General features: G+C 42.8%; 24 protein-coding genes. 11 read left to right on the top strand and 13 right to left on the bottom strand.

The window, feature by feature from the left end; genetic code table 11:
• Window positions 1-87: 87 nt before the first annotated feature.
• A complete protein-coding gene (locus F3741_03625; GenBank protein MZG29891.1) occupies window positions 88-1,440 on the top strand; it encodes a tetratricopeptide repeat protein in 1,353 nt (450 codons plus the stop codon).
• 99 nt (window positions 1,441-1,539) lie between these two features.
• Here F3741_03625 and F3741_03620 read toward each other — a convergent pair whose 3' ends face one another.
• Window positions 1,540-2,472, bottom strand: a complete 933-nt coding sequence (locus F3741_03620; GenBank protein MZG29890.1) for a M28 family peptidase — start codon at window positions 2,470-2,472, stop codon at window positions 1,540-1,542.
• Window positions 2,473-2,485: 13 nt separating this feature from the next.
• Window positions 2,486-2,914 (bottom strand): NUDIX hydrolase, encoded by a 429-nt coding sequence (locus F3741_03615; protein ID MZG29889.1) that lies wholly within the window; start codon window positions 2,912-2,914, stop codon window positions 2,486-2,488.
• Window positions 2,915-3,230: 316 nt separating this feature from the next.
• Here F3741_03615 and flgM point away from each other — a divergent pair, with 316 nt between their 5' ends.
• On the top strand, window positions 3,231-3,548 hold the full coding sequence (gene flgM / locus F3741_03610; protein ID MZG29888.1) for a flagellar biosynthesis anti-sigma factor FlgM: 318 nt from the start codon (window positions 3,231-3,233) through the stop codon (window positions 3,546-3,548).
• 118 nt (window positions 3,549-3,666) lie between these two features.
• Here flgM and F3741_03605 read toward each other — a convergent pair whose 3' ends face one another.
• Window positions 3,667-3,888 carry a DUF1858 domain-containing protein gene (locus F3741_03605; protein MZG29887.1) on the bottom strand — a complete coding sequence of 74 codons (222 nt, stop codon included), beginning with the start codon at window positions 3,886-3,888 and terminating at the stop codon, window positions 3,667-3,669.
• Window positions 3,889-3,972: 84 nt separating this feature from the next.
• On the opposite strand from F3741_03605, the gene rpmB reads away from it, so the two are divergent.
• Window positions 3,973-4,167 (top strand): 50S ribosomal protein L28, encoded by a 195-nt coding sequence (rpmB, locus tag F3741_03600; protein MZG29886.1) that lies wholly within the window; start codon window positions 3,973-3,975, stop codon window positions 4,165-4,167.
• Here rpmB and F3741_03595 read toward each other — a convergent pair.
• Window positions 4,160-6,406, bottom strand: a complete 2,247-nt coding sequence (locus F3741_03595; GenBank protein ID MZG29885.1) for a bifunctional (p)ppGpp synthetase/guanosine-3',5'-bis(diphosphate) 3'-pyrophosphohydrolase — start codon at window positions 6,404-6,406, stop codon at window positions 4,160-4,162. The two genes, rpmB and F3741_03595, sit on opposite strands and share 8 nt — an antisense overlap.
• Before the next feature lie 163 nt (window positions 6,407-6,569).
• On the opposite strand from F3741_03595, the gene recG reads away from it, so the two are divergent.
• From recG to F3741_03575, 4 genes are all read left to right on the top strand, one after another.
• Window positions 6,570-8,681 (top strand): ATP-dependent DNA helicase RecG, encoded by a 2,112-nt coding sequence (gene recG / locus F3741_03590; GenBank protein ID MZG29884.1) that lies wholly within the window; start codon window positions 6,570-6,572, stop codon window positions 8,679-8,681.
• Window positions 8,682-8,980: 299 nt separating this feature from the next.
• Window positions 8,981-9,247, top strand: a complete 267-nt coding sequence (locus F3741_03585) for a hypothetical protein (protein MZG29883.1) — start codon at window positions 8,981-8,983, stop codon at window positions 9,245-9,247.
• A 211-nt stretch (window positions 9,248-9,458) separates the two neighbouring features.
• Window positions 9,459-10,742 carry a tetratricopeptide repeat protein gene (locus F3741_03580; protein MZG29882.1) on the top strand — a complete coding sequence of 428 codons (1,284 nt, stop codon included), beginning with the start codon at window positions 9,459-9,461 and terminating at the stop codon, window positions 10,740-10,742.
• Window positions 10,743-10,848: 106 nt separating this feature from the next.
• On the top strand, window positions 10,849-11,139 hold the full coding sequence (locus F3741_03575; protein ID MZG29881.1) for a CBS domain-containing protein: 291 nt from the start codon (window positions 10,849-10,851) through the stop codon (window positions 11,137-11,139).
• A gap of 135 nt (window positions 11,140-11,274) precedes the next feature.
• On the opposite strand, the gene F3741_03570 is transcribed toward F3741_03575, so the two are convergent.
• A complete protein-coding gene (locus F3741_03570; protein ID MZG29880.1) occupies window positions 11,275-11,847 on the bottom strand; it encodes a hypothetical protein in 573 nt (190 codons plus the stop codon).
• A gap of 4 nt (window positions 11,848-11,851) precedes the next feature.
• Complete coding sequence (locus F3741_03565) at window positions 11,852-14,467, bottom strand: hypothetical protein (protein MZG29879.1); 2,616 nt, start codon at window positions 14,465-14,467, stop codon at window positions 11,852-11,854.
• Window positions 14,468-14,661: 194 nt separating this feature from the next.
• Between F3741_03565 and F3741_03560 the strand changes: the two genes are divergently transcribed.
• On the top strand, window positions 14,662-15,570 hold the full coding sequence (locus tag F3741_03560) for a DUF58 domain-containing protein (protein MZG29878.1): 909 nt from the start codon (window positions 14,662-14,664) through the stop codon (window positions 15,568-15,570).
• A complete protein-coding gene (locus F3741_03555; protein MZG29877.1) occupies window positions 15,567-17,669 on the top strand; it encodes a VWA domain-containing protein in 2,103 nt (700 codons plus the stop codon). Before F3741_03560 ends, F3741_03555 begins: the two co-directional genes overlap by 4 nt.
• Here the strand turns inward: F3741_03555 and F3741_03550 are convergent.
• A complete protein-coding gene (locus tag F3741_03550; protein MZG29876.1) occupies window positions 17,524-17,913 on the bottom strand; it encodes a response regulator in 390 nt (129 codons plus the stop codon). The two genes, F3741_03555 and F3741_03550, sit on opposite strands and share 146 nt — an antisense overlap.
• Before the next feature lie 187 nt (window positions 17,914-18,100).
• Here F3741_03550 and F3741_03545 point away from each other — a divergent pair, with 187 nt between their 5' ends.
• Window positions 18,101-20,629 carry an SUMF1/EgtB/PvdO family nonheme iron enzyme gene (locus tag F3741_03545; protein ID MZG29875.1) on the top strand — a complete coding sequence of 843 codons (2,529 nt, stop codon included), beginning with the start codon at window positions 18,101-18,103 and terminating at the stop codon, window positions 20,627-20,629.
• Window positions 20,630-20,649: 20 nt separating this feature from the next.
• Window positions 20,650-20,919 carry a hypothetical protein gene (locus F3741_03540; GenBank protein ID MZG29874.1) on the top strand — a complete coding sequence of 90 codons (270 nt, stop codon included), beginning with the start codon at window positions 20,650-20,652 and terminating at the stop codon, window positions 20,917-20,919.
• 96 nt (window positions 20,920-21,015) lie between these two features.
• Here F3741_03540 and F3741_03535 read toward each other — a convergent pair whose 3' ends face one another.
• The 6 genes from F3741_03535 to sufD form a co-directional block, all read right to left on the bottom strand.
• Entirely contained in the window at window positions 21,016-21,483 is a 468-nt protein-coding gene (locus F3741_03535; protein ID MZG29873.1) for a flavin reductase family protein, read from the bottom strand.
• Window positions 21,484-21,709: 226 nt separating this feature from the next.
• Entirely contained in the window at window positions 21,710-22,354 is a 645-nt protein-coding gene (locus F3741_03530; protein MZG29872.1) for a hypothetical protein, read from the bottom strand.
• 119 nt (window positions 22,355-22,473) lie between these two features.
• A complete protein-coding gene (gene amrS / locus F3741_03525) occupies window positions 22,474-23,535 on the bottom strand; it encodes an AmmeMemoRadiSam system radical SAM enzyme (GenBank protein ID MZG29871.1) in 1,062 nt (353 codons plus the stop codon).
• A gap of 15 nt (window positions 23,536-23,550) precedes the next feature.
• Window positions 23,551-24,009 (bottom strand): SUF system NifU family Fe-S cluster assembly protein, encoded by a 459-nt coding sequence (locus tag F3741_03520; protein ID MZG29870.1) that lies wholly within the window; start codon window positions 24,007-24,009, stop codon window positions 23,551-23,553.
• A gap of 70 nt (window positions 24,010-24,079) precedes the next feature.
• Entirely contained in the window at window positions 24,080-25,339 is a 1,260-nt protein-coding gene (locus F3741_03515; GenBank protein ID MZG29869.1) for a cysteine desulfurase, read from the bottom strand.
• On the bottom strand, window positions 25,332-26,636 hold the full coding sequence (sufD, locus tag F3741_03510) for a Fe-S cluster assembly protein SufD (GenBank protein ID MZG29868.1): 1,305 nt from the start codon (window positions 26,634-26,636) through the stop codon (window positions 25,332-25,334). Before sufD ends, F3741_03515 begins: the two co-directional genes overlap by 8 nt.
• Window positions 26,637-26,643: the final 7 nt, after the last annotated feature.

Below are 26,643 nucleotides of genomic sequence, written 5' to 3'. Positions count from 1 at the left end.
TAATCAACCCTTCCAGTTTATAAAATGTATTAATCACGATAACTCTTACTTCTTTTGGAGCGGTATTTCAGGCCGAAATTATATACCATGAGCAAACGTTTAACTCAGACCACACTATTTATTTTCATCATTGGATTGTTGACCTTTTCAGGGACGGCAAATTCTTATGAAGTCAATAAAAACGCGGTGGCTTTGCTCATCGCTAAAGACAAGGCCGGGAAAACCGTTGGAACCGGGTCTGGTTTTGTGGCACGGCCCGAAGGAACCCTTGTCACCAATTACCATGTTCTGGTAGACGCGTACAGCATTGAAGTTCATTTCCCCAATGGGTCCCGTTCCAAAATAACAGGTGTGTTCAAGGTGGACAGGGCCAAAGATTTTGCCATCTTAAAACTAACGGAAGGTTTTTATTCTACATTGGAAATTGGCAACTCCTCATCCCTGAAGCCCTATGACTATACCAGTGCACTGGGCTATCTCTCCGCCGAGGTGACCGAGCAGAAAGATAAGATAGAGGGTCAGATTGCACAGACTTATGGTTTTGTTCTTGGGATACATCCTCAGTCTGACCCCCAAATACCCTTTATTTATACCACCACTGCATTTGGCCCAGGGTTCAGCGGAGGACCCGTCGTCAATGAATCCAATCAGGTTATAGGATTAGCCACAGTGGAAGGCAGATCTATCAACCTTGCCCTTCCCATTAATACCGTTAAGGAGTTTTTAGACACAAAAACTTCTTTTTCACTCCACGATCTATTCAATGAAGACAGGACTTCCCTGAACGCCATGTATTACCGGGGAAATTATTTTTTATACGGCCTGGGGGATCCCAACAAGGCCATCACCGAGTTTGAAAAAATACTGGCAAAGGACCCAGATTTTATTCTGGCCCATTACGACCTCGCCGTTGCGTACAGAGACCTGGGGATGGCTGAAAAAGCCATTGCCCAATATGAAAAAACCATTGAATTAAGTCCTGACTTTCCTGAAGCCTTATCAAATCTTGGTGGATATTATTTTCGCAAAGGTAAGCTAGATGAAGCCGTGAAAATATTTAAAAAAGCTGTTCAGGTTTATCCTAATTTTATCCAGGCGCTTTCCAATCTGGGAGCCGCTCTGAACAAACAAGGCCATGCCGAAGAAGCAATCCCTTTGTTAAAGAAAGCTCTGAGTCTGGACCCGGAGTTTGCCATTGCCAATTTCAATCTGGGCAATGCCCTGTTCGCGCTCAATCGTTTGAACGAAGCCCTGGAAGTGTTCGAGCTTTCACAGAAACAGGGTGTCGACTTCCTTTCCATGCATTGGAAACTTTACGAGATCCATAAAAAAAGCCAACGCTTCCCGGAAGCGGAAAAGGAATTGAAAACCATTCTGGAAATCGACCCTTTCAATGAAGAAGCCAAAAAGAAACTTTCCGAACTCCCTGTAGCGCATTAACCGGCGATGCTACCGGAGGGAGTGAAATGCAGACACTTTTTTCCTTTCATAAGCAAACACTCCGTTGTAGAGGCTATTCAACTACTAAGAAAATTGCGTTTACAAATCCTCAATTGTTTTCACCACAAGAGAGAAAATTGAATACATGCTCTCGACCGAGCATTTATCCAGCGTATCAGCAAGGGTGTGCCAATAGGGATAGTCAAAATCTATCAGCACGGTAGAGGGAATACCAATGCGGTGGAAGGGATAATGGTCATCGTAAATCGTATAATTAATTTCTTCTTTCATCGACTTTATTCCCAGCTTTTTTGCGGCACTATAAAGTTTATCTAAAAAACTCGCACTGCCTTTCAAGGAAAAGGTCTCTTTGTATATCTGTAAATCTTTATCCCCTATCATATCGATGACCAGCACCCAGTAAGGCCATTCACCTCTATCTTGCTGTATCAGTTGCTGGGCGTAGTAAGTGGAACCTAACAGCTTCAGGCCGGATCCGTCTGCACCAAAATCTTCACCATCAAAAAATACCAGGTGAACGGGTCGGGCAACAGGATGCTGACTGAGATATTGTGCCAACCCAAGTAGTACTGCTGTTCCCGAACCTCCATCATTGGCACCTAATATTGGTTTTGATCTGTTTTCAGGGTTTGGGTCTTCATCTGCAAAAGGCCGGGTATCAAAATGAGCACCTATCAAAATCGGGGCACCTCCTTCCGTCCCATCAAATCTGAGCTCCAAATTAACCATTTCCTCGGAGGATGTCATAGAAGTTTTTACTGAGAACGGGTGTTCCAAAACCTGGTCCGCATATTTGTCCCCCACTTTCCGGATCAACTTGAGAGTATCCCGATAGCCCTCACTACCTGGGTTTCTCGGGCCAAAGTCGCAAAGGGTCTCCAGATAACTCCAAATCACCCGGGAATATTTTTTCGAGTCAATAGAAGACCCATAACCTGGCTGGCTCCAGGCGGATGCTAAAACCATGGTTCCAACAATAATATATTTGCGAGCGTGCCTTAAAAGTTTCATAAAAATTCACCGGTCAAAGTTTTAACTGTCCGACTCCGGTCCTTCCGTTTTCCACCCACTCAAAATAATCATTCAAAATTTTTGCGTGATCAAACACGAGTGGTTTAGGAAGCGTATTCCTTGTAAAAAGCTCTGCCTTTGTCGCATCGGAACCTGCCTGGGCCTTCCCAGTAGCCTGGGCAACAAATACCGTAGAGATAGTGTGTTGTCTGGGGTCACGTTCAGGGTCGGAATATGTATGAAACTGGGCCAAAAGATTGACCACCAAGCCAGTCTCCTCCCGGGCTTCCCTGCAAGCCGCGGACTCCAGAGATTCGCCGTAATCGACAAACCCTCCAGGTAATGCCCATCCATGCGGAGGATTTTTTCGTTCGATCAAGATAATTCCCTCCGCTTGTTCTATAATTATATCGACTGTGATAACAGGGTTTTTAAAGCTCATAATTTTCTTGTGAACCAGGTAGCTATCAGGTAAAAATTCCACCAGCCTGACAGGGAGCAAGGGCCTCAAAAAATATCCCGATTCGGATATTTAAAACCAGCCAAACCCATATATCTAAAGAGTTTGAGCAAACAAAAAATTCTATTAATTTTATAAACAGAGCTAAAGTTTTTCAATCCAAATCCGATAAATGTTACAGAAGCTCGTTGATATTTTTATTTAGAACACCTTTGACGGTTTAAAAAAAGGTCTTTACTCCAAAAGGAGAAAAAGTTAACCTAAATTATAAATTTAATTTGCATAAAAGGTAAGTGAAATGGAAATACCGGGCAACGATTTTAGAATTAAAGGCAAAACAATTCAGGATAGAGTTAAAGTTGGTGATAAATCGGCCACTACAAAGAGTCAGGGAGCTGCTTCCCCAGCCAGTGGTAGTGAGCAGATAGCCATATCTTCTAAAGCCAAAGATATTCAAAAGGTCACTGAAGCAGTAAATACTGCCCCGGAAATCCGCACTGACAAAGTGGAAAGAATTAAAAATCAGATAGCAGATGGAAGCTACAGCGTACCCACTGATCAGATCGCTGAAAAAGTACTGGAAAACATCATTTCTGAGTCTAAGTTTCTCGAATAATTTCTCACCCCTACATTAATTTTTCGATTAGACGCAGTCCTCCCTCCTATTCTTCCTGACCCAGGCACAAAATCCTCATTAAATAATTAAAAGTCTGATTCTCTATAAATTACTTGTGTCAGGTAGAAACGGTACGGGCGGGAAGGGCTTCCAGAAATTCTTCAAGTTGTCTGATCAGAGCGGCGACATCCATACCATGCATCAAGGCCCCGTTTTCCAGAGTATCGAACTTAACAGCAAAACAACTGCTGCAGGACATTTGTTTCTCATTGAAAAACTTAATGGCCTCAGGATAGGTATTGAGAATCTCGTTGATCGTAGTATTTTTATCGACAACCATAATGCTCTCTCAAATCTCTTGCCCCTTTAACAAGGTTATGCTAGCATCTAACCATCTTCAAGACAATCTATTTCGGAGAATTTGATGTCCCAAAAATGTGAAGTTTGCGATAAAAAACCCCAATTTGGTAACAATGTCAGTCACGCGAACAATAAAACCCGCCGACAATGGAAACCAAATATAAAGAAATTACGTGTTGTGATGAAGGGTTCTGTTAAGACCATGAAAGTCTGTACCCGCTGCATCAAATCAGGAAAAATAACCAAAGCTATCAGGTAGGGCTCAGTTCCCGCTCTCCCTTCGCCCCCAGTTTTTCACCCAGGGCCTCCAGCCTGTTTTTGACCGGTGAATTTTTGTTAAAGTCTTTGATCCGCTCCAGGTAAATCACATCATCAAGCTGGCGTATTTTTTCAAGAATTTGATTCAAGTGTTCCACGTCCTGAATCTCTATGGAAAGGTCGAAGTATGCCCTTTGGTTTGATCCCTGTTGAATGTTTGCCCGGGTGATGTTGATCCCGCATTCTGCGAAGGACTGACTGATAGTAGCCATTATTCCGGGCTTGTCCGTCGCGACAATGGCAATATGGGCCTGGTAAATCACATTCAAGCCTGCTTCCCATTCTACTCCAACCAGTCTTTCCGGATCATTGATCACGTTTCCGACACTTGGGCAGTCAATATGGTGCACTGTAACTCCCCGGCCTCGCGTAATATAACCTATGATCGGTTCACCAGGGAGTGGATGACAACATTTGCCGATTCTAATGGAAATATTTTCATTGAAACATTGAACCTTGATCGCATTACGTGAGGATTTAGAAGGCCGGTTTTCCTTAAGTTTTATCAGCATTTTGTCACGCGACTCTTTGCCCTCCAACTTTTCTTTAGGAATCAATTTTTCGATGACATGGTGAGTCGATAATTTTCCGATTCCTATTCCCATCAACAGGCTATCCGTAGAATTAAAACCACATGCCTGTGCGGCTTCTTCAAAGGCCTCTCCTCCCATTTCAGTTTCAGGATCCAGGTCGTATCCGAGAATCTCTTTTTCAAGAAGCTCCTTCCCTAACTTCAAACTTCTTGAACGCTCTTCTGTATTGATGAAGTGAGATATTCGGTTTCTTGCCTTGGAAGTTTTCACAAAGGCCAGCCATTCGCGATTGGGGGATCCTTCCTCTGCTGTGATTATTTCAACCTGATCCCCATCCTTTAGTTTATAACGCAGCGGAACAACCTTTCCATTTACCTTAGCCGAATGACAATGGCATCCAACATCTGTATGAACCTGAAATGCGAAATCAACAGGAGTCGCGTTGTAAGGGAGCGCAATAACATCCCCGCCAGGGGTAAACACATAAACTTCATCCGGGAACAAATTAACCTTGAATGCATTGAGAAATTCTTTAGGGTTTTTCAAGTCTTTCTGGTTTTCAAGAAGAAGCCGAACCCATGATAATTGTTCGTCCATAGGCTTATCATCATCGCCGGTTTTTTCTTTATAACGCCAGTGTGACGCTATTCCTCCCTGGCAAACCTTTTCCATTTCCTCTGAACGAATCTGCACCTCCACCCTTTCACCCTTCGGACCAATCACTGTTGTGTGAAGAGACTGGTACATATTAGGCTTGGGCATGGCAATATAGTCCTTAAATTTTCCGGGAATGGGCTTCCATAGAGAATGCACCAACCCTAAAACCGAATAACAGTCACCCAGGGATTTCGTTAAAACCCGTACGCCGATCAGGTCATAAACATCCTCAAAACTAATGTTCTGGTCCACCATTTTTTTATAAATACTGTAAAATTGTTTGGGCCTCCCCTCAACTTTTCCTTCAATCTCTCCCTTTTGCAACTCCTTCATCAACCGGGAGGTAACTTTTTCCAGATACTGAGCGCGGCTGTCTTTACTTTTTGCAACTTTTTCTTCAATGGTTCGGTATTCTTCAGGGTAGAGGTAGCGGAATGACCCATTCTCTAATTCTGATTTCAACCACCCAATTCCCAGACGGTTGGCAATGGGAGCGAAAATTTCCAGAGTCTCACGCGCAATTCTCCTCTGCCTTTCCTCTGAGAGGGAACCCAGGGTCTGCATATTATGGGCCCGATCGGCAAGCTTGATCAAAACCACACGAATATCCTGAGCCATGGCGAAGATCATCTTTCTATAGTTCTCTGCCTGACTCTCTTCATGACTGGAAAAATGGATCTGGCTGATTTTAGTCACCCCATCCACAAGCTGGAAAATTTCGTCACCAAACAGTTCCTGAATTTCTTCGGGGGTAGAAAGGGTGTCCTCAATGGTGTCGTGCAATAGGCCCGCAGCCACTGTTGTAGGGTCCAGCTTTAACTTGACGAGATTATGCGCAACTTCAAGGGGATGGGAAATATAAGCCTCACCAGATCTGCGACTCTGGCCCCGGTGAGCCTTTGCGGAATAAATATAAGCATTCAGAATGATGTCGACATCAGCATCGGGCATGTATTCCAATAACTTGTCTGTCAAATCCTGAACTTTCATGGCAGAAATGCAACCTCCATTTTTCTCCAAACAATAGTCAAAAAAAGCAGTGAGGTAAGTATAAGCCTTTTATTTAAGGATACTTCCACATTTTTTTCCTGTCAACGCTCAATCGTCATAGAACTTCTTGCTCCCAAATCCCTTGCGCGATAATATTAGATCCATGAAACACACACCTTCCCTGAACGACCCCATGCAATATATAAAAGGGGTTGGCCCAAGAAAAGCGATTCTGCTTGAAAAACTGCGACTGACAAGTATTGAGGATTGTCTATATTTTTTACCTTTCAGGTATGAAGACCGCACACAGTTTAAAAAAATCTCGCAGGCTATGCCCGGCGAATATGTCACACTTACGGGAGAAGTCCTAAGCTCCGGAACAATATTCATGGGGCGTCAAAAAAGAATATTTGAAGCTATTATTCAGGATGAAACAGGAGTCATCCGTGCGAAATGGTTCAAATTTAACGAAACTTATATGAAAGAAAAGTTTCAAACGGGACAAAAAATAATTCTTTCAGGAAAACCCAATATCAACAAACGCTCAGGGCTGGAGATCATCCACCCGGAAACCGAGAAGGTGTCCGGAGAAAGTATCCAATCACTCGAAATTGGGAAAATTGTACCCGTTTACCATGTTACAGATGGTCTTCACCTCAAATCCATGCGGAATATTATTAAAAACGTCCTCGATAAATACCTGCATCTCATCGAAGAATTTCTTCCTGAAAGCCTGATCCGGCAACATAATTTTCCCTCTCGATCCGAAGCAATTTTCCAAGCTCATTTTCCAACCAAAGGCTCTTCACTTAAAGAGCTGGATCTTTTTAAAACTCCTGCACAAAAGCGACTGGTTTTTGAAGAGCTCTTCCTGATCCAGTTGGGACTGGCCTTCAGGAAAAAACAATCTGGGGTTGAACGCAAAGGAATCCCTTTTAAAACCCGTGATGAACTCATCAAACGATTTGTAAAGTTACTACCCTTCAAGTTAACAGGAGCTCAAAAAAAAGTTCTTGGAGAAATTATGGAGGACCTGGAAAAAGACAAACCGATGAACCGTTTGATCCAGGGTGATGTAGGAAGTGGAAAAACCATCGTAGCCCTCACCGCACTGTTAACGGCAGTGGATAATGGCACTCAATCAGCGCTAATGGTTCCGACCGAAATTCTTGCAGAACAACATTATTTAAACATTCGACCTTATTGTGAAAAATTAGGTGTCAAACTCAGCCTGGTTACAAGTGCTCTCAAGGGCAAAGAGCGCCAAAGATACTTTCAAGATATAGAGGAAGGAAAAACACATATCGTAGTTGGGACCCACTCCCTGATCCAAAAGGATATACAATTTAAAAATCTGGGGTTGGCTGTTATAGATGAACAACACCGCTTCGGAGTCATGCAAAGAGACGCCATTGGGAAAAAAGGAGCCCACCCGCATCTTCTTATTATGACCGCAACACCCATTCCCAGATCCCTTGCCCTCACCCTCTACGGGGATATGGATGTGTCGCTTTTAGATGAACTCCCCCCGGGAAGACAGGAAATTATCACCGACCTGTTTTTTGAGAACCGGCGCGAAAAAGCCTACAGTATTCTGGAAAAACAGTTACAAGAAGGAAGGCAGGCATTTGTAGTCTGTCCATTAATCGAAGAATCAGAATCTATCGATCTTAATGCAGCGGTTACTGTCTTCGAATATATTCAGGAACAATTTCCTGAATTTAAGGCTTGTTTGATACATGGAAAGCTTAAAAAAGAAGAACGGCAAAATATAATGTCACGCTTCCTTAATAAAGAAATCCAGATCTTAGTTTCTACCACGGTAATTGAAGTAGGCATTGATGTCCCCAACGCTTCCATCATGATTATTGAGCACGCAGAAAGGTTTGGACTTGCACAACTGCATCAGCTACGCGGACGTGTAGGTCGTGGAAAACATGCATCCCGTTGCTTACTCATGGCCTATCACCCTATATCCGAGGACGGACAAGCGAGGATGAGTGCAATGCAAAAGTCTGGGGATGGATTTGTCATCGCAGAAGAAGATTTAAAAATACGTGGTCCCGGAGACTTTATGGGAACCCGACAATCGGGATTGCCTATTTTAAAAATCGCCAACCTGATCCGGGACATCAAGATATTAGAGATAGCCCGAAAAGAAGCAATCTGCGTCATAGAAAAAGACCCGGAACTCAAAGACCCCAAACACCAACCTCTAAACGACGCTCTAAAACGGTTTTTTGGAAACTATATGGAGCTGATAGAAGTCATCTAAAAATTCCACCAAAAATCCACCCACCCCTTTAACTATATGTTTTTATTTGGGTTGCAATTATTCGACCACCTCTTGTTTTTCTTAGAACTCAAAAATAGTCAATATTGGAAATTCGATATAACCTTCAAAAATATTGGGGCTATTTTGTTTTTAAATAATTTATTTCAATAATCCCAAGACAAATTTTGAAAGCTGTATAAATTTTTCAAGCAATGGCTGTAAAAAAACAGGTATTTCTTGCTTCCCCAAACTTTATAACGTCTGTAAAAGAGTTTACTTACGGGGAGAAAATATAAAAGATGATTGATTCTAAAGCTCTACCAGAGCTGAAAAAACATATTGCGTCTTTGGAAAACCAGTTGTCTTTCTTTGAGACCAAAGTCAAAGAAACTCCTGACATTGAACCTGGCGAAAAAGGCCCTGAGGAAGAAAGAGAAAGGATTCTATCCCTTATTCTCGCTTATCAGAAAACACTACCAAAAATAGTCGAGTATGCCAGCGGCCCCCTCCTGAAAAATGGCTCAGACCCGATTGATGTTTCTACCGCTCTTCTGAGATTAAAATAGATCGACAAAACCTTCAAAGACCTGAAGCAAGATGTTGAACAGATTGCTGAGGAACAATATGAATGTAAACGAAAAAGTGATGACTGAATTAACCAAGGAGCCTCGTTGCCAGGCACGCTTAAAAGAACTATTCAAAAGTAAAGATTGAGTGGTATTTTAAAGAAGATAATGGACCTCTCCAATTCCGGGGATATAAATTCAGATAATCAGAATGCCTACTCTTTATTTCAGCCACAACAATCCCAATTCAATAAATATAGTTCAAAACATTATTCAAGATTGTCGCATTGCTTTAAATGCCACTTGCCTGGGTCTTGAAGAGCCTGAGGATTTCTTGCCACAAACTCTCAACAAAATTCTTTCACTCTGTGATGCACTAATCATAGTAATTTCAAAAAATGGATCCGATGCTAAAGACTCAGAAAGCCCTGATTGCGACTCTACCCTGAAAGAACGCACTCAACTGGAGATTGAGACGGCCATAAACCTGGATATGATGATTGTTCCTCTGCTACTTGACGAAGCCATGATTCCGATTGGCATTGACCCTTATTGGGAATATCTTCGCAAGTTCAATCCCTACTCTTTGAGAAGCGCGTTTTTACAGGAAGACTTTCAGGAAGTTCTGGATGATATAGAAGAGGAATTGAATTTCAAAAAAGACGTTGAAACCAGAATGTCTCTTACCGTTGATGAGAACTTTGAAAGGATGGCTGAAATTGATGCAAAACCCGGAAAACCATTTGGCCTGGAATCTTCCGGAATGCTTGAGCTGCGTAAAATGGTAGAATCTGAAACCATTTTTCTCAAAAAAGCCCGTGGCATAGGTGACAGGCTGGCTGAAAAAAACGCGCTTTCAGCCCTGGGCCTGGCATACAGCAGACTGGGACAAACCCAGAGAGCGATTGATTTCTTTCTTCAGGAACTGGACATTGCAATAGAGTTAGACGATAGCAAAGAACAATGCAGCCTGCTTGCCAACCTTGGTGATGCATCTGCAATTTCCGGCAAACTTGATCAAGCCCTGAAATATTTTGAAGAACAAAAAACTCTTGCCACAGAAAAAGGGTTCAGCGCATTTATTGGCAGTTCGTATAACGGACTCGGATTCGTTTACGTTAAGAAAAATATAATTTCAAAAGCTATCGACTGTTATTTAAAAGCACTGGAAAGTTACCGCCAACAGGAAGATCATGATAAGGTGCTTGAATTATTGGTTGGCATAGGGCTTAACTACCAGAAACTAGGTGACTATGAGGATGCGACAGCTTTTTTCATCCAGGCTCTGGCTAAAGCAAAATATGTCGAAAACAGGAAGGAGGAAGCCCACATCCTGATAGACCTCGCCGAAACTTACCATAAGCTTGGAGACCTTACACTCCTGAAACCAGTTATGCAACAAGCAGAAGAATTATTGAATGCGCGTAAAACCAACTGGGCTCCTCCCCTTATAAACAGGCTGCACAATTTAAAAATATCAATAAATTCGCATTGATTTGAATTCAGGAAAGTTTAACCATATAGCATGCGTAGACAGCTATAAATAACGGGACCAAATGAATCTTGCAGGCAATTAATATTTAGAAATCGGGTGAATCGAAATGGAAAGAATCCTCAACTATCTTGCAGAATCTCTTTTAAGTATCAGCCCAACAGAAACTGTTTTGGAGGCAGCACATACCATGCACGACAATGGTATTCACTCTTTGCTTGTCGAAGCGGGAGGAAAATTCATTGGAATCATCACCAATAACGACATCAGCAAGAAAGTAGTCTCTGAAAACCTTGACCCGGAAAAAATTCAGGTTGCTGAAGTCATGAGCTTTCCACTCGTCAAACTGGAAAGCCAGGAAAGCATGGAAAAGGCTGCGCAAGTGATGCGGGATCATTAAATCCATCATCTGGCTATAACAGAGCATGGGCAAATGCTGGGGACATTATCCATCAGCGATTATCATAAATACCTTTTAAAGAAACATCCAGGTAATATGTAAACATTGCCCAGGAGGAGGTTGCATAAAAACAACTCACTCCAAAACCAGTGTCTGTAGTTTGGGGAAAGCGGTGGATTCCTTGAGTAGTTTTTTGCCTTCATCGGTCAATCCACTGCCAAACACCTCAAGTAATTCCAGGTTTGACAGGCTATTGCTTTCGGCAAGAGCTTTGGCCCCATCATCGCCAATATTATTCTGTGCTAAATCCAGGTTCTTGAGATTAACCAAAGTCGTTGAGGCCGCAATTGCTTTTGTCCCTTCAGCCCCAACCTTATTCTTCCAAAAGTTAATGAATTGCAAATAAGAAAAATTAGCCGATTCTGAAATAGCTTGAACTCCAGCATCTCCGATATCGTTTCTTTCAAGATGCAACTCCTTAAGGTTGGTTACTATGGTAGATTTCGCCAGCGCAGCTATTCCCTTATCAGTAATCTCATTCCTTTCCAGGTTCAAAACTTCCAGATCAACCAACTCAGGGCATTGAGCCAAATATTCCAGACCTTCATCACCAATATATTTCAATCTCAAATCCAAAACCGTTCCGTTCTGGGTTAGAAATTTTTTCACCAATACATCTACCGGATCATCATTAAAAGGTTTATTCATTCCATTATCCTTTTTTCTTTTGGGATTTTTGTTTAGCGTCTTTTTGTTTTTCAATTATATCCAATCGATCACGCAAAGCTTTATTATCTTTCAACAAGTCATCAAGGTCAGACCGTATCAACTTCATTTCACCTGGTTTTTTTGCAGACTCCAGCAGGCGGACAATCGTTTCCTCTGCCCTCCTTTTTAAACGGCCATCGGTTTCACTTTCCGCCAGCCGTCTCAAGGTCGGAATTGCTGAAAGGTCTTCCAGCGCACCCATTGCCTGAATGGCGGCCAGTTTTCCTCTAAATGTTGCTGAAGGAGTTCCTCGAGTTTCCCTGGTAAATTTCTTTAAAATATTAATGGCTTCCGGCTTAAGATGTTCAAACCGGCCTGCCAGCTTTGCGACACCCTGAATAGCCGAAAAACGACTACTACGAGCCGCACCGTAGTCTGCACCTTTGATCAAAGTTTCCCAAGCCTTTTCTTCCTCAAGATTGGCCAAAGCCCTGAAAATCGCAGACCTGCCGATATCATTGTGAGAAGGCCTATCCAAAAACCCTTCCAAAAAGGTTCTACTGTTTTTCGCTTTGATCCTTCCGAGGGATGACATTGCTTCAGCTTCTACCCTATATGACGGATCGCCCTTGGAAATTTTTTTAAGCGCACGGGCAACTTTCTCATCTCCTATAAACTCCCCCAAAGCCTCAACGATTCCCCGACGAATTTTCGCATCAGCACTGTTCACCGCTTTGAGCAAACCATCCCTGGCAAACTCTCCCCCAATTTTTCCCAATGCACGTGCGATACGGTTTGCCACACCCCATTGAGATTCTTTTTTGAGACACTGACTGAGGATCTTGATATCAAGCTGCGATGATTTAGCTACAAGGTTTTGAGCCGCTTCGATACGTCCTATCGGGTCTTTATCCCGTTTCAGCTGCTCATGCAAAATTGAACGTGAAACTTCCAACTTTACCTTTTTTGACGGACACTCATAGTCCGGATCTATCCTGAAATACAACGGTTTGGATTTGAGGTGAAAACTGAACTTTTCTTCTTTATTTCTGATTTCAAGAGGAAACTTTTCACTCCCCCTGGAAAAATAGAACTCAATTTTCAAGGGAAGTTTGAACAACAGCTCAGCTTCTTTTTTTTCAGCTTTCTGAGTTTGCTTTATCGTTATTTCCGTCAATTTAGTGGTTGCCCCCCACTTGTAAGAAACTTCAAGCACAGGGTAACCACCGCGAAAAATCCATTGATCCATCCATCCGTCAAAGTTCTTGCCACTGACTTCTTCAAGACACCGGACCAAATCCACTGTTTCGACCAAACCATATTCATGACGTTTAAGAAATCGGGCAATAGCTTTACGAAAAAGAGGTTCCCCCACAAGAGATTTCAAGTAATGCAGTCTTACTGCCCCTCCCGGATAAAGGTGGGCATCAAACAAGTCAATAGGTTCTTTGTAAATATGGGTAACAATTGGACGGCGGTAGCGGGCATCTTCGCTAAAATAGGTTTCAGCGTCTTCCAACAACTGGTATCGAAATTCGTCCTCACCTTTCGATTCACGTGTATAGAGCGCGTCAAAATAAGTGGCGAATGATTCATGCAACCATGCATGAGACCAGCTTCTCGCTGTAACAATATCACCAAACCACATATGGGCGGCTTCATGGGCAACCAATCCATTTGAATCCATATCAAGGCTGGCCCTGTCATTATGAAGGGTCAGATCCGTTTGTGTAGTAACAGTAAAATTTTCCATACCACCAAACACAAATTCTGGAACAGCTATCTGGGTATAATGTTCATAGGGATATGGGTAACCCGTGTAGTCGGAAAAAAAGCGTATGATTTTTCCTGTATCTTTAAAGGCATTGCGGCCTTCCCGTTCACGGCCTTTTTGAACATACCATTTGATATCCACTTCCCCGGCTCGCCCCTTATATTCGGAAAATTCCCCAGCGACAATTGAGAGAAGGTAAGTGGAGTAGGGAATTTCCAGCTTATAGTGAAAAAAAGACTCCCTGGAGTTTGTTTTCTTTTTTATAAGACGGCCGTTAGACAACCCGAACATCCCCCCCGGCAGATGCAACTTGACTTCAGTTGTTTGTTTAAAGTTAGGCTGGTCAAAACAGGGGAAATAATATTTAGAATCTTCATCCTGTCCCTGTGTCCAGACTGTTTTAAATCTTTCCGGGTATGATTCATCGGGTTTGGTAAAATATATCCCCGCAGAAGGATGAGTGACTGAATGAAATAGCTTTATCTGAATTATCTTTCCATATTTGAGAGTCTTCCCAAAAAATACAATGATCCGATCACCGGTATTTTCAAATTCAAGTGTACGGCGTCCTGAAACTACCCGGTCTATTTCCAAATTTACCGCATCAAGTTCAATTTCCTGGATTTCCTGCCCATTGACCATCAAGTCATAAGTAGTGCTTCCCCAAACCCGCTCATCCTCCCAGTCGAAACTGAGATCAAGCAAAAGATGTTTGGGTAATACAGGCGTATCCGGTGCAAAATGTGCTTTAGCTCCCTTTTGGGCAAAAGCTTTGCGATCCAGGAAACCCCAGTGATCGGACTCACCATTATGATAATGGCATTTGCAATATCGAACCAAACTCATCTATTAATTAGCCTGGGAATATTCTTTGGAAAAAGGATCATTTTATAAGGCTTCTTTTCAATGTCAACTACAAGAGAGGAGGCCAACATGTAATCACTTGTCTTAACTAATTGAATGGCCTTATCATATTAACTGGTTAATGCCACATTTTTTGCATTATGGAAAGCTCGTCATTTCCAGCTATAATCAGAATTATGCAAAACTCTGTACAAAATTTTGATGCTCAAGTACTCTCCCGGATATCCTCTTTGAAGATGACAGCCATGAATCTGGTAGAGGGTTTGCTAACGGGGCAACACCGCAGTCGCCACAAAGGATCTTCAGTGGAGTTTGCAGAATATAAAGATTACTCTCCCGGGGATGAAGTCCGCCATATTGACTGGAAAGTAGCAGGTAAAACCGACAAATACCATATCAAGCAATTTGAGCAGTCCACAAACCTGAAATGCACTATCCTGCTGGACTCAAGCGGGTCCATGGGTTATGAGTCCCCGGAAAACAAACAGCTCTCAAAAATAGAATATGCTCGCAACCTGGCTGCAGCACTTTCTTATTTGCTTTTAAAGCAGTTTGATGCAGTAGGAATGACTTTATTTAACGATCAAGTTCTTGATCACATTCCTCCTCGCTCCAAAGCTTCACACTTTCAGCATATTTTGCATGGTCTTGCAAGCATTTCACCACAGGGAGAAACCAGGATCGAAGATGTTTTGGGAGGCCTGCATGAAAGACTGCCAAGAAGGAGCATGCTCATTCTGATTTCTGATTTTTTTGTTCAAAACCAGAATCTACAAAAAAGCTTAAAACTTTTATGCTCAAGAGGACTTGAGGTCATATTATTTCACGTGCTTGACCCCGATGAAATTAACCTGCCTTTTGAGGGGGATATCGTTTTTGAGTCGCTTGAAGAGGACCCCGCGATCAGTCTTGATCCGCAAGATATTCGTGACGAGTACCGGTTTATGGTTCAGGAGCATATCAACTCCTTAAAAAAAGACTGCAATGGACTGGGAGTGGATCATATCTTACTGAATACCTCTGAGTCTCTCGATCATGCCTTGAGTTACTATTTATTGAAACGTAAAAGTCTCGCCAAACTATGAGTCTAAATTTTTCGTCTCCACTATTTTTACTTGGTATGGCAGGGATCTCTATTCCAATCCTGATCCATCTTTTAACCAAGAGACAACAAAAGCAAATTAAATTTTCAGCGGTTTATTTACTCACACAATCACAAAGACGTTCTATAAGAAAGTCCCGGCCTAACAAGTTATTATTACTTTTGACACGTTGTTTGGCTATAGCTCTGTTCAGCATCGCCCTGGCCAACCCATTTTTTTCATTTGGAAAATCGGAAGCTTTCCTGCCGGCCTCTCCTGCTTCAATCGTATTTGTCCTTGATAATTCCTATAGCATGGGAATCCGCTCTAAAGAAAAGACCTTGTTTGATAACGCCATTAAATATATTTTTGAAATAATCAAACAATCTCCTGATAGCAGCGAGTTCAGTCTTGTCCTCGCTTCTTCTCCAGCACAAACCATACAAGAGTGGACAACAAATAAACCCGCTTTTGCAACCATACTTAAGGCGCAAACAATCTCCTATCAAACAACTCATATTGGAGGAGCTATTGATGAAGCAATAAAACTGCTAGATATCGCCAAACACGAAAACAAGAAAATTCTTTTACTAACTGACCTGGACAAAAATGGCTGGCAGGAGGGATCATTTCCAACAAGCACCACTCCCTATTTAATTCAAACAATAAATTTTTCACAACTGCAGTCAGGCGACAACAAGGGAATGATCGAAAACGTCAATTTATCCCAGGAATTTCTCACACAAAGTCGCATGTTAAGAGTAAAAGCGGAAGTGAAAAATTTTTCCAACACATTGAGCCAGACGCCAGTCTCTCTATTTCTGGAAGGAAAACTTGTAAAAGAAAAACTTCTCGACCTCCCAGCAGGACAAACCATTGATCAAGAGTTCTCCTATCCTTTAAAAAGAAACCAACCCTTAAATGGCAAGATACAGATTTCTGATGACGCTTTGCCAATCGATAACTCTCGTTATTTTCCATTTCACCCCAGCCAGAATATTCGCGTTCTGGTAGTCGATGGGGACCCGGAAACCATCTCTCATCAAAGCGAATCTTTTTATCTTGAGCATGCCCTGAACCCTTTTTCTGTTCCACTGTCGAATATTGATCCAACCGTTTCTACCCTTGCAGAATTAACCTTGAGAAATTTATCTGATTTTTCAGTAGTTATCCTGGCCAATGTCCGTGAACTTCCACCTGGCTATGAATTGGAGCTTGAAAAGTTTGTTTTAAATGGAGGGGCCCTTTTGTTTGGAATGGGAGATCAAGTAAATCCCAAATATTTTAATGAGCGTTTAGGAAACCTTCTTCCTGTCAAACTGGAATCTCAGCAACAGACCAGGAAAGGGGAACTCCACCTCCTCTTGAAAAATAATGATCACCCGGTCATGCAGGTATTCTCGGCCAAGGCTCTTGAAGAAATGCGCGGGATAAATTTTTATTCAATGTACACCCTATCAGCACGGGAAGACAAGAAATTTAAAGTAGGCACCTGGTTTTCGAACAAACATCCTGCAGTGATTGAATCTGAAACTGGAAAAGGCATTGTTGTTCTATTTTTAAGTTCACTGGACAGAGATTGGAACGATTTTCCAATTCAACCTACTTATTTACCCTGGATACAGCGATGGACTCAGTATGCCGCGCGAGGTCTGGAGCAAGTTTCCCAGCAAGAGTTGTTGGTAGGCGAACCATTTCGTAATAATGTCAAAGATGAAAGACGAATTGTGCTTTCACCTGATGGAACACTCCGTAATATAGAAAATGGTTATTTTAGCAAAACCTTTCAACCGGGTGTATACCGTCTCTATTCATTGCCTTCATTAGATGTCGAAAGCCAAAAAGAGCTAACAAAGCTTCCTCCAGGAGCCGAACCTGCAGGAACATTTACCGTTAACATTGATACCAGCGAATCAGAGCCGGGAAAGATCTCAAAAATAGAAATCGAAAACCTTCTTAAAGGAACGAAACTGGAGTTTCTGGAGCCCCAAACAGAATCAGGCAGACCTGAAACTTCTGACGGCTTACCTTTGAGCACAGCTTTATTTTTGATGGTTGCAGGAATGCTTTTTCTAGAGGGTTGGATGGTAAGAAGAGAATAGACAGGTTTATTCCTGTCTCTTGCGATTCAATAATTTTTTTTGCCTTAAGCACCTGCCGACGAGATTCATCATCTCCAACCGCAGTGACCATCAAGATCAAAGGTGTGGCATCAAGTTCTTTGCGGACTTTTTGTATCAGAGTCGCCCCATCCATTTCCGGCATCATCCAATCTGTCAAGAGCACATCGAACTGAGACTGCCTCAACCTGTCAAGAGCTTTGGCACCATCATCCACGACTTCCACAGTATGCTAACTGTTTTTAAGTATATTCTCCAGCAACCTGGCATTATCCAGATCATCTTCTGCGACAAGGATTTTCATATATGATTCTCTGAAAAAGAAGGCAAAAACATTACATTATTCTTAAGCACTAAGAATTCGCCTTCTGTTATAATATTATTAAACCCTTAAAACCTTTGCCCAGATTTCTATGCCTAATAAAACTACTAAGACTATTAATGACTTCGTATTTATTATTTTTTTATTCCTATACAACTTACAACCGATAATTGCCCATGGCACCCCCCCCAACGATGCGATTGAGACAAAACTACTTGAGATAAAACAGGGTTCGAATACAACCCCAAACCTGCTGGAAACCCTTCTTTTAGTTTCAAAGCATTGGGACCCTTCTTTAGATTTAGTACCCTTAAGAGAAAAAATTGATCAGCTTAGCCTCTCAGCCAAACAAAACCTAAAAGGAAAAAACAACCCTAACGAAATAACCCGAGAGCTAAAAACTCTCATCCATGACACCGGAAAATTTGGCTATACAGATAAGGTTGATGAAAGAGGAGTTCCTGTCAATCCTGAAGAACTATTCCTTCACGGTTTATTGAAAACTCACAAAGGTTATTGTATGAACCTGTCTCTTTTATATCTCATACTAGGACAAAAATTAAACATTCCTCTACATGGCGTTGCACTGCCCAATCACTTTTTTGTTCGATATCAGAATAAAGGAACGCGTATCAATATTGAAACCACTGAGCGGGGAGCTTCCTATCCAGACAGTTTTTACCAGCAACGCTTTGGCGTTTTGGCCGACAATCAAAAAAAATCATATTTCCTGAAAAACCTGAATGGCAGACAAACCCTTGGAGCTTACTTTTCAAATGTTGGAATGGTTTATTATCAGAACCAGAAACCGGAAAGAGCTATTTTTTATTTGGAGATATCCACCTCCATCAACCCCGGGTCAATTGACGCTCAAAACAACCTGGCAAACATTTATTCAGAATTAAAAAAGCCCGCAAAAGCTATCGAACATTACAGCCTGGCTTTAAAAGCAGAGCCTGATAACACTTCAACCCTGTTCAACCTTGGCCTTGTGCACATGGATTCCGGCAATCCGGATAAAGCCATTGATGCCTTTTTGCAGGTTGTTCAAATTGAGCCCAGTTTCAGCCCGGCTCATAGAATGCTGGCAAACCTGTATCTGCAAAATAACAGACTCACTTCATCGCTGCTGCACCTTAAACTGCTAGCCCGAATACAGCCTGAAACTTTACAAAATCATCTTAATATAGCTTCCGCCTACGGAAAAATGGGGCAACAGGCATTGGCACTTGAAACCCTGAAACAGATTCAAATGAGGTTCCCTGAGTCTGCCCAAATTAATGAAGGGTTGGCTGAAGCTTATTACAGAATGGAAGATTTCCAGCGAGCGATTGAACAATACCGTTTTCTCATAGATAAAGACCCTGCGCATCTGAAAAACTATATCCAGCTGGGTTGGACCTATTACCGTCTTGGTGATCTATCCATGGCTTCGGCCTGGACTCTTCGGGGAATTAAGAAAAGTATGGGAACAGACCAACTCAAAGCGCTCGCACAGATGAACCTGGGCTTTTATTCACTCCTGCAAAAACAATACATGAAAGCCAAGGAATGGTATGAAACGGTTATCTCGGAAAACCCTGTTCATCTAGTCCAGGGCATGATTCAGGATATTAATGAAAACCTCAGTTCTCACAGGGCAGATTTACATTTTTTCAAGGGATGGATCTATTACAAAGCAGGCAAACAAAATAAATCCAAGGACAGTCTGCAAACTTATTTAAAAATGGATGCAAACGGACCCTTTAGCAGAGAAACCCGAGACCTGTTACAGCAACTGCAGACGCAAAACAACAGGTCGGAAAAAAACCTGAGTGATAAATATGTAATAAAAGAGGAAGGCAATATGGTCCTTGTTCCTGCCGGTTTTTTCAAAATGGGTGCCAGCGATAGCCTGGAAGATGAAGCTCCTGAACATAGTGTCTATCTTGACGGATACTGGATAGATAAATACGAGGTGTCAGCAAATGAGTTTGCTGAATTTTTGAACGAAAAAAATAATGTTAAAGGATATTACCTTGATAACAAGTTTGGAACGCTTTTCTATGATGGTCGTTTCCACCCGCGACCGGGCCTGGAAAATTACCCGATCAACAACGTCACCTGGTTTGCCGCAGACTCATATTGCAAATGGAAGGGAAAGCGTCTGCCCACTGAAGCTGAATGGGAAAAAGCGGCCCGTGGCGAAAATTCGCAATTATACCCCTGGGGGAACTCAGCACCCTCCAGCACTCGAGCTCGCTATTTCCAGAACTGGACTGATGAGCTCGAGCACAAAGTCATGGTTCCTGTTCAGGCACTCCCAGAGGGGAAAAGTCCATACGGGCTTTACAACATGGCGGGAAACGTCAAAGAATGGGTGGACGATTGGTATGATCGCGAGTATTATAGAGAACAATCAGAATATGCAAACCCAAGAGGGCCCATTGGAGGGGAATTTAAGGGTGTTCGTGGCGGGTCATGGCGAGACTTGAAAGGTTTTATTTATTCTTCATTTCGCAATAATGGTACCCCCAAAAGCCGCATGGACGACTATGGATTTCGTTGCGCTAAAAATGCCGCTCAGGCTTCCGAAGAGAAAAGATTAACGAGCCGGGCCATACCTCGAAATAAAGGATAGCCCCCCATTACCAGAAAAACATGATAGGTGCCATTGAAATACTGATCATCGCTCTGATCTTCGGGATCATATATGGACGCGATGCAATAGACAAAACCTTTCGCAAATCTGCCGATGAGGGGGTTGTTGAAAGCATGGCTGGCGACCTGAAGGATTATTACGAAGCCGACCCGAAAAGAATGGTCAAGCTAGGCGCCTTGCTCATTGGTGTCGTGGCGTTTTTGATCACCGGTGCTTATTGGGCCATCACCCGGACAGACCTACTTAAAATGATAGGTCTCGAACAATAATCAGCAGGCGTGCCTATGAGCAATAGCCTTATCTGGCCTACAAAGTGTTATCCCGGCTTAAAAGTAATATCTAGTTTCCTCCCTCGTTAGAGGGAATCAATATCCAAACCCGTTGTCACGCACATGAATGTAAGGGTCTCCCCCTTTGAGAGATTTACCCCCCACAACTTCACCGACATAAACAACATGGTCTCCAGCCTGCATTGCCTGGACCACCTCGCATTCGAGATAAGAAACTGCTTCAGTTAAAATACGAATACCATCCAGCCCTTTTCGGGTTTTAACACCTTTGAAAATGTCTTCAGGAGGACGACTGAAGTGTTTCAATAAGCTCATATCATCTTTAGGCAGAACGTTGACGATAAAAGACCCCGATGCTTCAACCAAAAGCCGTGCCGATCGCAATGTCGCCAAAGCAGTGGTTAATGCAGGCGGATCAAACGAGCACTGGTTGACCCAGCTTGCCAATACCGCATCCTCTTTATCTTCACATTTGGCAGTGACCACAAACAATCCACTAGCCACCCTACCCAACGCCTTGCCCACTTGTTTCTTGTTTTTCACAATATTCTCCCAGCACTTAATTTTATGATAATCAGGAAACCTATCTTATTAATTGAAAAAAGATTGTCCAATACTAGCATACTAAGCGTAAGGGTAAGTCGAAAAAAGAAAAGACCGGAACTACTGTTCGGGCACGAAATTCCAAAAAAATATAAAGGTCACTCTCTTTTTAGTCGCCCGCGGTCACGCATAAATAAAGGTTTAGGATTTACGAAGGTATGAACTTTTAAAAATCACCCTCTTTGATACGAAAGACATCAGGTTTGCCGGGTTTTTCGATGTAGGAAAGAGTAAGGGAAATGTTTTCACCCACTTTATCGGAATCGGTTTTTGGATTAACCAGAACCAACTTCACGGCACGGCCTTTTTTGTCCATCCCCTGAAAAACCAGAATGATATCTTCACTCAGTTTCGCGTTCAGGGCCAGCCCTTCCTTCCTATAACTTTTCTGGGAAAAATGATTGCGCAACTGGTTGGCAACCGCAACCACATTCTGGGGATCTGGTTTATTTGTCGCCGGCCTGCCCCAAACTACATTGATTTGCATCAGGCGGCTTGATTTATGTCCGAAGATATAAAATATTTTTGCAGGACCACTATTTGGCAACAGCTTATCGACACGAATGCTCAGGTACAAAGTTTTTTCTTCTGGATGCTCATCACGTCTAACCTGCTTGCGGCTAATTTTAAAATCTTTAAAGATAGCCCTCAACACATCTCGCTCTTCCATTCCAAACAAAGCAGAACGGAACCCTTCAATATTGGCCGGTTTGAGCGACGAGCTTCCGTCATCCGGTTTTGCATGGACCACACCCGGCAACAAAGTGAAATATATGAAAAAAAAGAAAATCAGTCGATATTTCGCCATCATTCTCTGCTGTTTATAAATTCAACTATTGAAATGATAACGCCACCTGCCCAATCAAGCAACTGGCATTGCACACTCATAACGTTTGTCTCTTATTCCATCAGGACCAAAATGCCAGGTTATTAACAAAAATTAATCCACCGCCCAGGAACCCTGGCATCGCAAGAGGGACAATGATCGCCTTTTAATTTCAAGGACAAAACTCGAAATCCCTTTCTCTCAACAAGAAGGTGTTGACAACTTGGACAATAAGTATTCTCGTTATCTTTCACCTGTCCCGGTAAATTGCCGGAGTATACAAATTGAAGTCCAGCTTCCCTGCCATGCCGGGTGGCTCTCAACAGGGTCTCCACTGGGGTTCGTCCTCTATCCTGCATTTTATAGTCCGGATGAAAAGCTGTCACATGCCAGGGGATGCCTGGTGAAACTCCGGAGATAAACTCAGCCATTTTGATCAACTCCGAATCAGAGTCGTTATAACCGGGAATCAACAAGCTGACCAACTCCAGCCATGTCCCCATTTCATAAACAGTTTGAATTGTCTCCAGCACCGCGGAAAGGTTGCCGCCCAAACGGCGATATTCCTTTTCTGAAAAACTTTTCAGGTCTATCTTAAACAGATCGACCCAGGGCCGCAGGTATTCAAGCACTTCTGGAGTACCATGCCCATTGGATACATAGGCCGTACCAAGCCCTCTTTTCTTAGCCTCCTGAAAAACCTCCACCGCCCATTCACTGGTTATCAAAGGTTCGTTGTATGTGGAAACCACTACCTTTGCCCCCTTCTGCTCTGCCAGATCACATATTTCACCAGCTGTCACAGGATTGGAACGCACCGTTGAAGCTTCGTCTCTCATACTTTGAGAAGTGAACCAGTTCTGGCAATAGGCGCAGCGAAAATCGCAACCAAGCATCCCGAAGCTCAAAGCCAGACTGCCGGGAAGCGCGTGGAAAAAAGGTTTTTTTTCTATGGGATCGTTTTGAATGCCCGCGGAATAATTGAAAGGCACCATCAAGGTGCCATTAGAGTTGAAGCGTACCTTACAGATACCCCTCTGATTCGGCTTTAGCTTGCATAAATGCCCGCAGGCAGTGCAAATCAGGTTTTCATTATCAAGCTGTTTGATTAAATCACCCGGTCGGGTCTGGGAATCCAGATCATGTGAAAATAGTTTGGAAGACACGGAAGAGCCTCCGAATCATTCAGTACTGACACCGTCGAATTTCTTGTCTAATGCTCCAACGAGGGTATGCCAGGCCAGGCTTGCACATTTTGTACGTGACGGATATTCGCGAATTCCCATAAAAAGGGTCAGCTTGCCAAGGTGATGCTCATCCTTTTCCGGGTCCAGTTCTCCGAGGATCATTTTATGAAACTCTTCCTTCAACTGCCTCGCTTCCTCAACGGATTTGCCTTTGAGATAAGTTGTCATCAGTGAAGTGCTGGCTTTACAGATCGCACACCCAGAGCCCTGGAAACTGACTTCATCAATCTTTCCAGCCGCATCATCTACATTTAGATAGACAGTGATATCATCACCACAAAGTGGGTTTACACCGTGGCAATTATGAGTTGCGTTCTCAATGACATGGAAGTTTCTCGGTTTCCTGTTATGGTCAAGGATTACCTGCTGGTATAGTTCGTTATCGTAAGACATGAGATATCTAAATTATTAATGGATCTTATGATTATACCATGTAAACAAAAATGTTTTCAGAGTGTGCTGCTTATTCTTCCGGTGAGAAAAAACGTATGCATTTTTTAACGCTTTCAGCCAACGCATCCAACTCTTCCGGCTTATTATAAAAAGCCATGGAAGCCCTTGTGGTAGCCGGAACCTGATATCTCATCATTGTAGGCTGGGCACAATGGTGACCACCGCGACAAGAAATACCGTCCTGATCAAGCAAAGTCACTACATCGTGAGGATGCGCCGCATCGATATAAAAAGAAATGATACTGGCTTTATGACTTGCATTCCCAATGATGCGCACCCCTTCAATATCATTAAATAGCCGGGTGCCATATTCGAGAAGCGTGTTTTCATAATCAGCAATTTTATCCAAACCGATTTCATTCAAATAGTCAATCGCCGCACCTAGGCCTATCACTTGAGTTATGGGTGGCGTACCCGCTTCAAACCGTGCAGGAGGTTTGGCATAAGTTGTTTTTTCCAACGTCACCTGCATGATCATGTCTCCACCCGTCACATAAGGCGGCAGTTCTTCCCACAAGTCCATTTTTCCATAAACCCCGCCTATTCCACTGGGAGCATACATCTTGTGGCCGGAGAATGTATAAAAGTCGCAACCTATATCCTGAACATCCACTTTCATATGCGGTGTACTTTGGGCTCCATCCACCAATACCTTTGCACCTGCTGCGTGAGCTTTTTCTGTAATTTCTTTGACTGGATTGATCGTTCCCAATGCATTAGAGACATGGTTAACCGCAACCATTCGAGTTTTGGAAGAAAGAAGTTTTTCATATTCTTCCATAACCAGTTCACCATCATCGTTTACAGGAATGACTTTAAGTTTTGCCCCACGCTCTTCACAAAGAACCTGCCAAGGAACTGTGTTAGCGTGATGTTCGATCGTGGAAATGATTATTTCATCCCCCTCATTCACAAACCGCCTGCCAAAGCTGTGAGCCACAAGGTTTATGGACTGTGTGGTACCGCTGGTAAAAACGATTTCACCTTTCTTGTCGGCTCCCATAAAATCAGCCACCTTCTGGCGCACTTCTTCATAGAGCAGAGTGGCATTTTCGCTCAGCTTGTAAGCTCCGCGTCGGACTGTGCCATATTCTTCCGCGTCAAAGTTGCTGACTCTCTCAATAACTGAGGCCGGTTTATGGGTCGTTGCGGCATTATCAAGATAGATCAGGGGTTTTCCACGAACCGTCGTGGAAAGAATGGGAAAATCTTTTTGGATCTTTTCTATATCTAAAGCATTTTCCGTAACATTCGTGCCGGACTCAGACATTACGGACCTCCAGTTTCTTAAGAAGAGTACTATTCAAGTCACTCACCACTTCAGGAAACTCAATAGTATCAATAATACTTTTAGCAAAGCTTCGAGTTAGAAGTTCTTTAGCAGCTTTCGCAGAAAGACCTCGCGTTTGCAGGTAGAACCACTGTTCCTCGTCAATCTGTCCTATGGTCGCTCCATGAGTACATTTTACATCATCAGCAAAAATCATCAGGTTTGGTTTATTGTCCGCATGGCAATCATTGGAAAGCATAAGATTGTTGATCAACTGGTCAGAGCTGGTCAACTGAGCACCCTGGTTCACAATCACGGTTCCATCGAAGCTGGATCGGGCATGACCGTTGACAATGTTTTTAAAATGCTGATGACTGATACATTGTGGTGCTTCATGATGGATCCTGATAAAGTTATGGACTTGCTCCTTGTCATCAAGCACACTGACTCCATTTAACCTCAACTCAGCCCCTTCATCTTTCAGGCGCGCCTCAAAATGATGCCTTGTCAGCCGGGTTCCTGAAGAAGCATTTGAAGAATAAAACCGTGAGTTCCGATCCAATTGGACACGTGTTTTGGAAAAATGCCAGGAATCAGTAACATCCGCCTGAACCTGCGTGAAGCAAACTCCCGCGCCTTCTTCCAACAACCAGTCCTGAACAGAGTTGGAAAAATAACCTTTTTCAGTACCCACAAATTTTTCTATAACCTTTACTTCTGAGAGCTTACCCAACTGCCAAACCAGCCTGGGAGTATGCATAACCGGGCTTCCGCCGGTTGAAATAAAAAGAACCTGAACCGGTCCTGAAACTTGAGTGTTATCGCCAACCTTGATCACCAAGCCCTCACGAGAAAACGCAGAACTGAGAGAAGCAAATACATCATTTTCATTTTCTGCGGTTTCCAGCAAATATTTTTTTAACTGCAGATCTTGCATGGCTTCCGATAATGGAATGAGAGTGGCGTTCAATCCATCAAACTTAGACAAGTCACTATTGAAAATTCCATCGATAAATACAAGGCATTGATGCTCACAACCAGGATAAATATGACTAGCAATAAAATCTTCAGAAACTCTGCCAAAGTCTTCAGCAAGACCAAACGCTGTATCAGCCAGTTCTTTGGTATTCAGGTAGGTGTACATCTCGTGCCTGGAGTGAGGGAAACCCAACAACTCAAAGCGATTCAAAGCAACTTGCTGGAGCTCAGCCAAAGCAGGGCTTTCTTTTTCAATAAGTTTTTTATGTAAATCCAGAAACGCTGACTCAGCGCTGGACTCTACGAGTGCATCTGACATACTTCTC

This window comes from Nitrospinota bacterium, from assembly GCA_009873635.1.
GTDB lineage: Bacteria > Nitrospinota > Nitrospinia > Nitrospinales > VA-1 > LS-NOB.
This window is presented reverse-complemented; position numbering and strand designations above follow the sequence as displayed.

Coding starts and splice junctions, on each gene's coding strand:
- F3741_03625 (MZG29891.1), top strand. CDS start 88: ATGAGCAAACGTTTAACTCAGACCACACTATTTATTTTCATCATTGGA.
- F3741_03615 (MZG29889.1), bottom strand. CDS start 2,914: ATGAGCTTTAAAAACCCTGTTATCACAGTCGATATAATTATAGAACAA.
- rpmB (MZG29886.1), top strand. CDS start 3,973: ATGTCCCAAAAATGTGAAGTTTGCGATAAAAAACCCCAATTTGGTAAC.
- F3741_03605 (MZG29887.1), bottom strand. CDS start 3,888: ATGGTTGTCGATAAAAATACTACGATCAACGAGATTCTCAATACCTAT.
- recG (MZG29884.1), top strand. CDS start 6,570: ATGAAACACACACCTTCCCTGAACGACCCCATGCAATATATAAAAGGG.
- F3741_03570 (MZG29880.1), bottom strand. CDS start 11,847: ATGAATAAACCTTTTAATGATGATCCGGTAGATGTATTGGTGAAAAAA.
- F3741_03530 (MZG29872.1), bottom strand. CDS start 22,354: ATGATGGCGAAATATCGACTGATTTTCTTTTTTTTCATATATTTCACT.
- F3741_03560 (MZG29878.1), top strand. CDS start 14,662: ATGCAAAACTCTGTACAAAATTTTGATGCTCAAGTACTCTCCCGGATA.
- F3741_03555 (MZG29877.1), top strand. CDS start 15,567: ATGAGTCTAAATTTTTCGTCTCCACTATTTTTACTTGGTATGGCAGGG.
- F3741_03540 (MZG29874.1), top strand. CDS start 20,650: ATGATAGGTGCCATTGAAATACTGATCATCGCTCTGATCTTCGGGATC.
- F3741_03620 (MZG29890.1), bottom strand. CDS start 2,472: ATGAAACTTTTAAGGCACGCTCGCAAATATATTATTGTTGGAACCATG.
- F3741_03515 (MZG29869.1), bottom strand. CDS start 25,339: ATGTCTGAGTCCGGCACGAATGTTACGGAAAATGCTTTAGATATAGAA.
- flgM (MZG29888.1), top strand. CDS start 3,231: ATGGAAATACCGGGCAACGATTTTAGAATTAAAGGCAAAACAATTCAG.
- sufD (MZG29868.1), bottom strand. CDS start 26,636: ATGTCAGATGCACTCGTAGAGTCCAGCGCTGAGTCAGCGTTTCTGGAT.
- F3741_03595 (MZG29885.1), bottom strand. CDS start 6,406: ATGAAAGTTCAGGATTTGACAGACAAGTTATTGGAATACATGCCCGAT.
- F3741_03545 (MZG29875.1), top strand. CDS start 18,101: ATGCCTAATAAAACTACTAAGACTATTAATGACTTCGTATTTATTATT.
- F3741_03565 (MZG29879.1), bottom strand. CDS start 14,467: ATGAGTTTGGTTCGATATTGCAAATGCCATTATCATAATGGTGAGTCC.
- F3741_03575 (MZG29881.1), top strand. CDS start 10,849: ATGGAAAGAATCCTCAACTATCTTGCAGAATCTCTTTTAAGTATCAGC.
- F3741_03580 (MZG29882.1), top strand. CDS start 9,459: ATGCCTACTCTTTATTTCAGCCACAACAATCCCAATTCAATAAATATA.
- F3741_03585 (MZG29883.1), top strand. CDS start 8,981: ATGATTGATTCTAAAGCTCTACCAGAGCTGAAAAAACATATTGCGTCT.
- F3741_03520 (MZG29870.1), bottom strand. CDS start 24,009: ATGTCTTACGATAACGAACTATACCAGCAGGTAATCCTTGACCATAAC.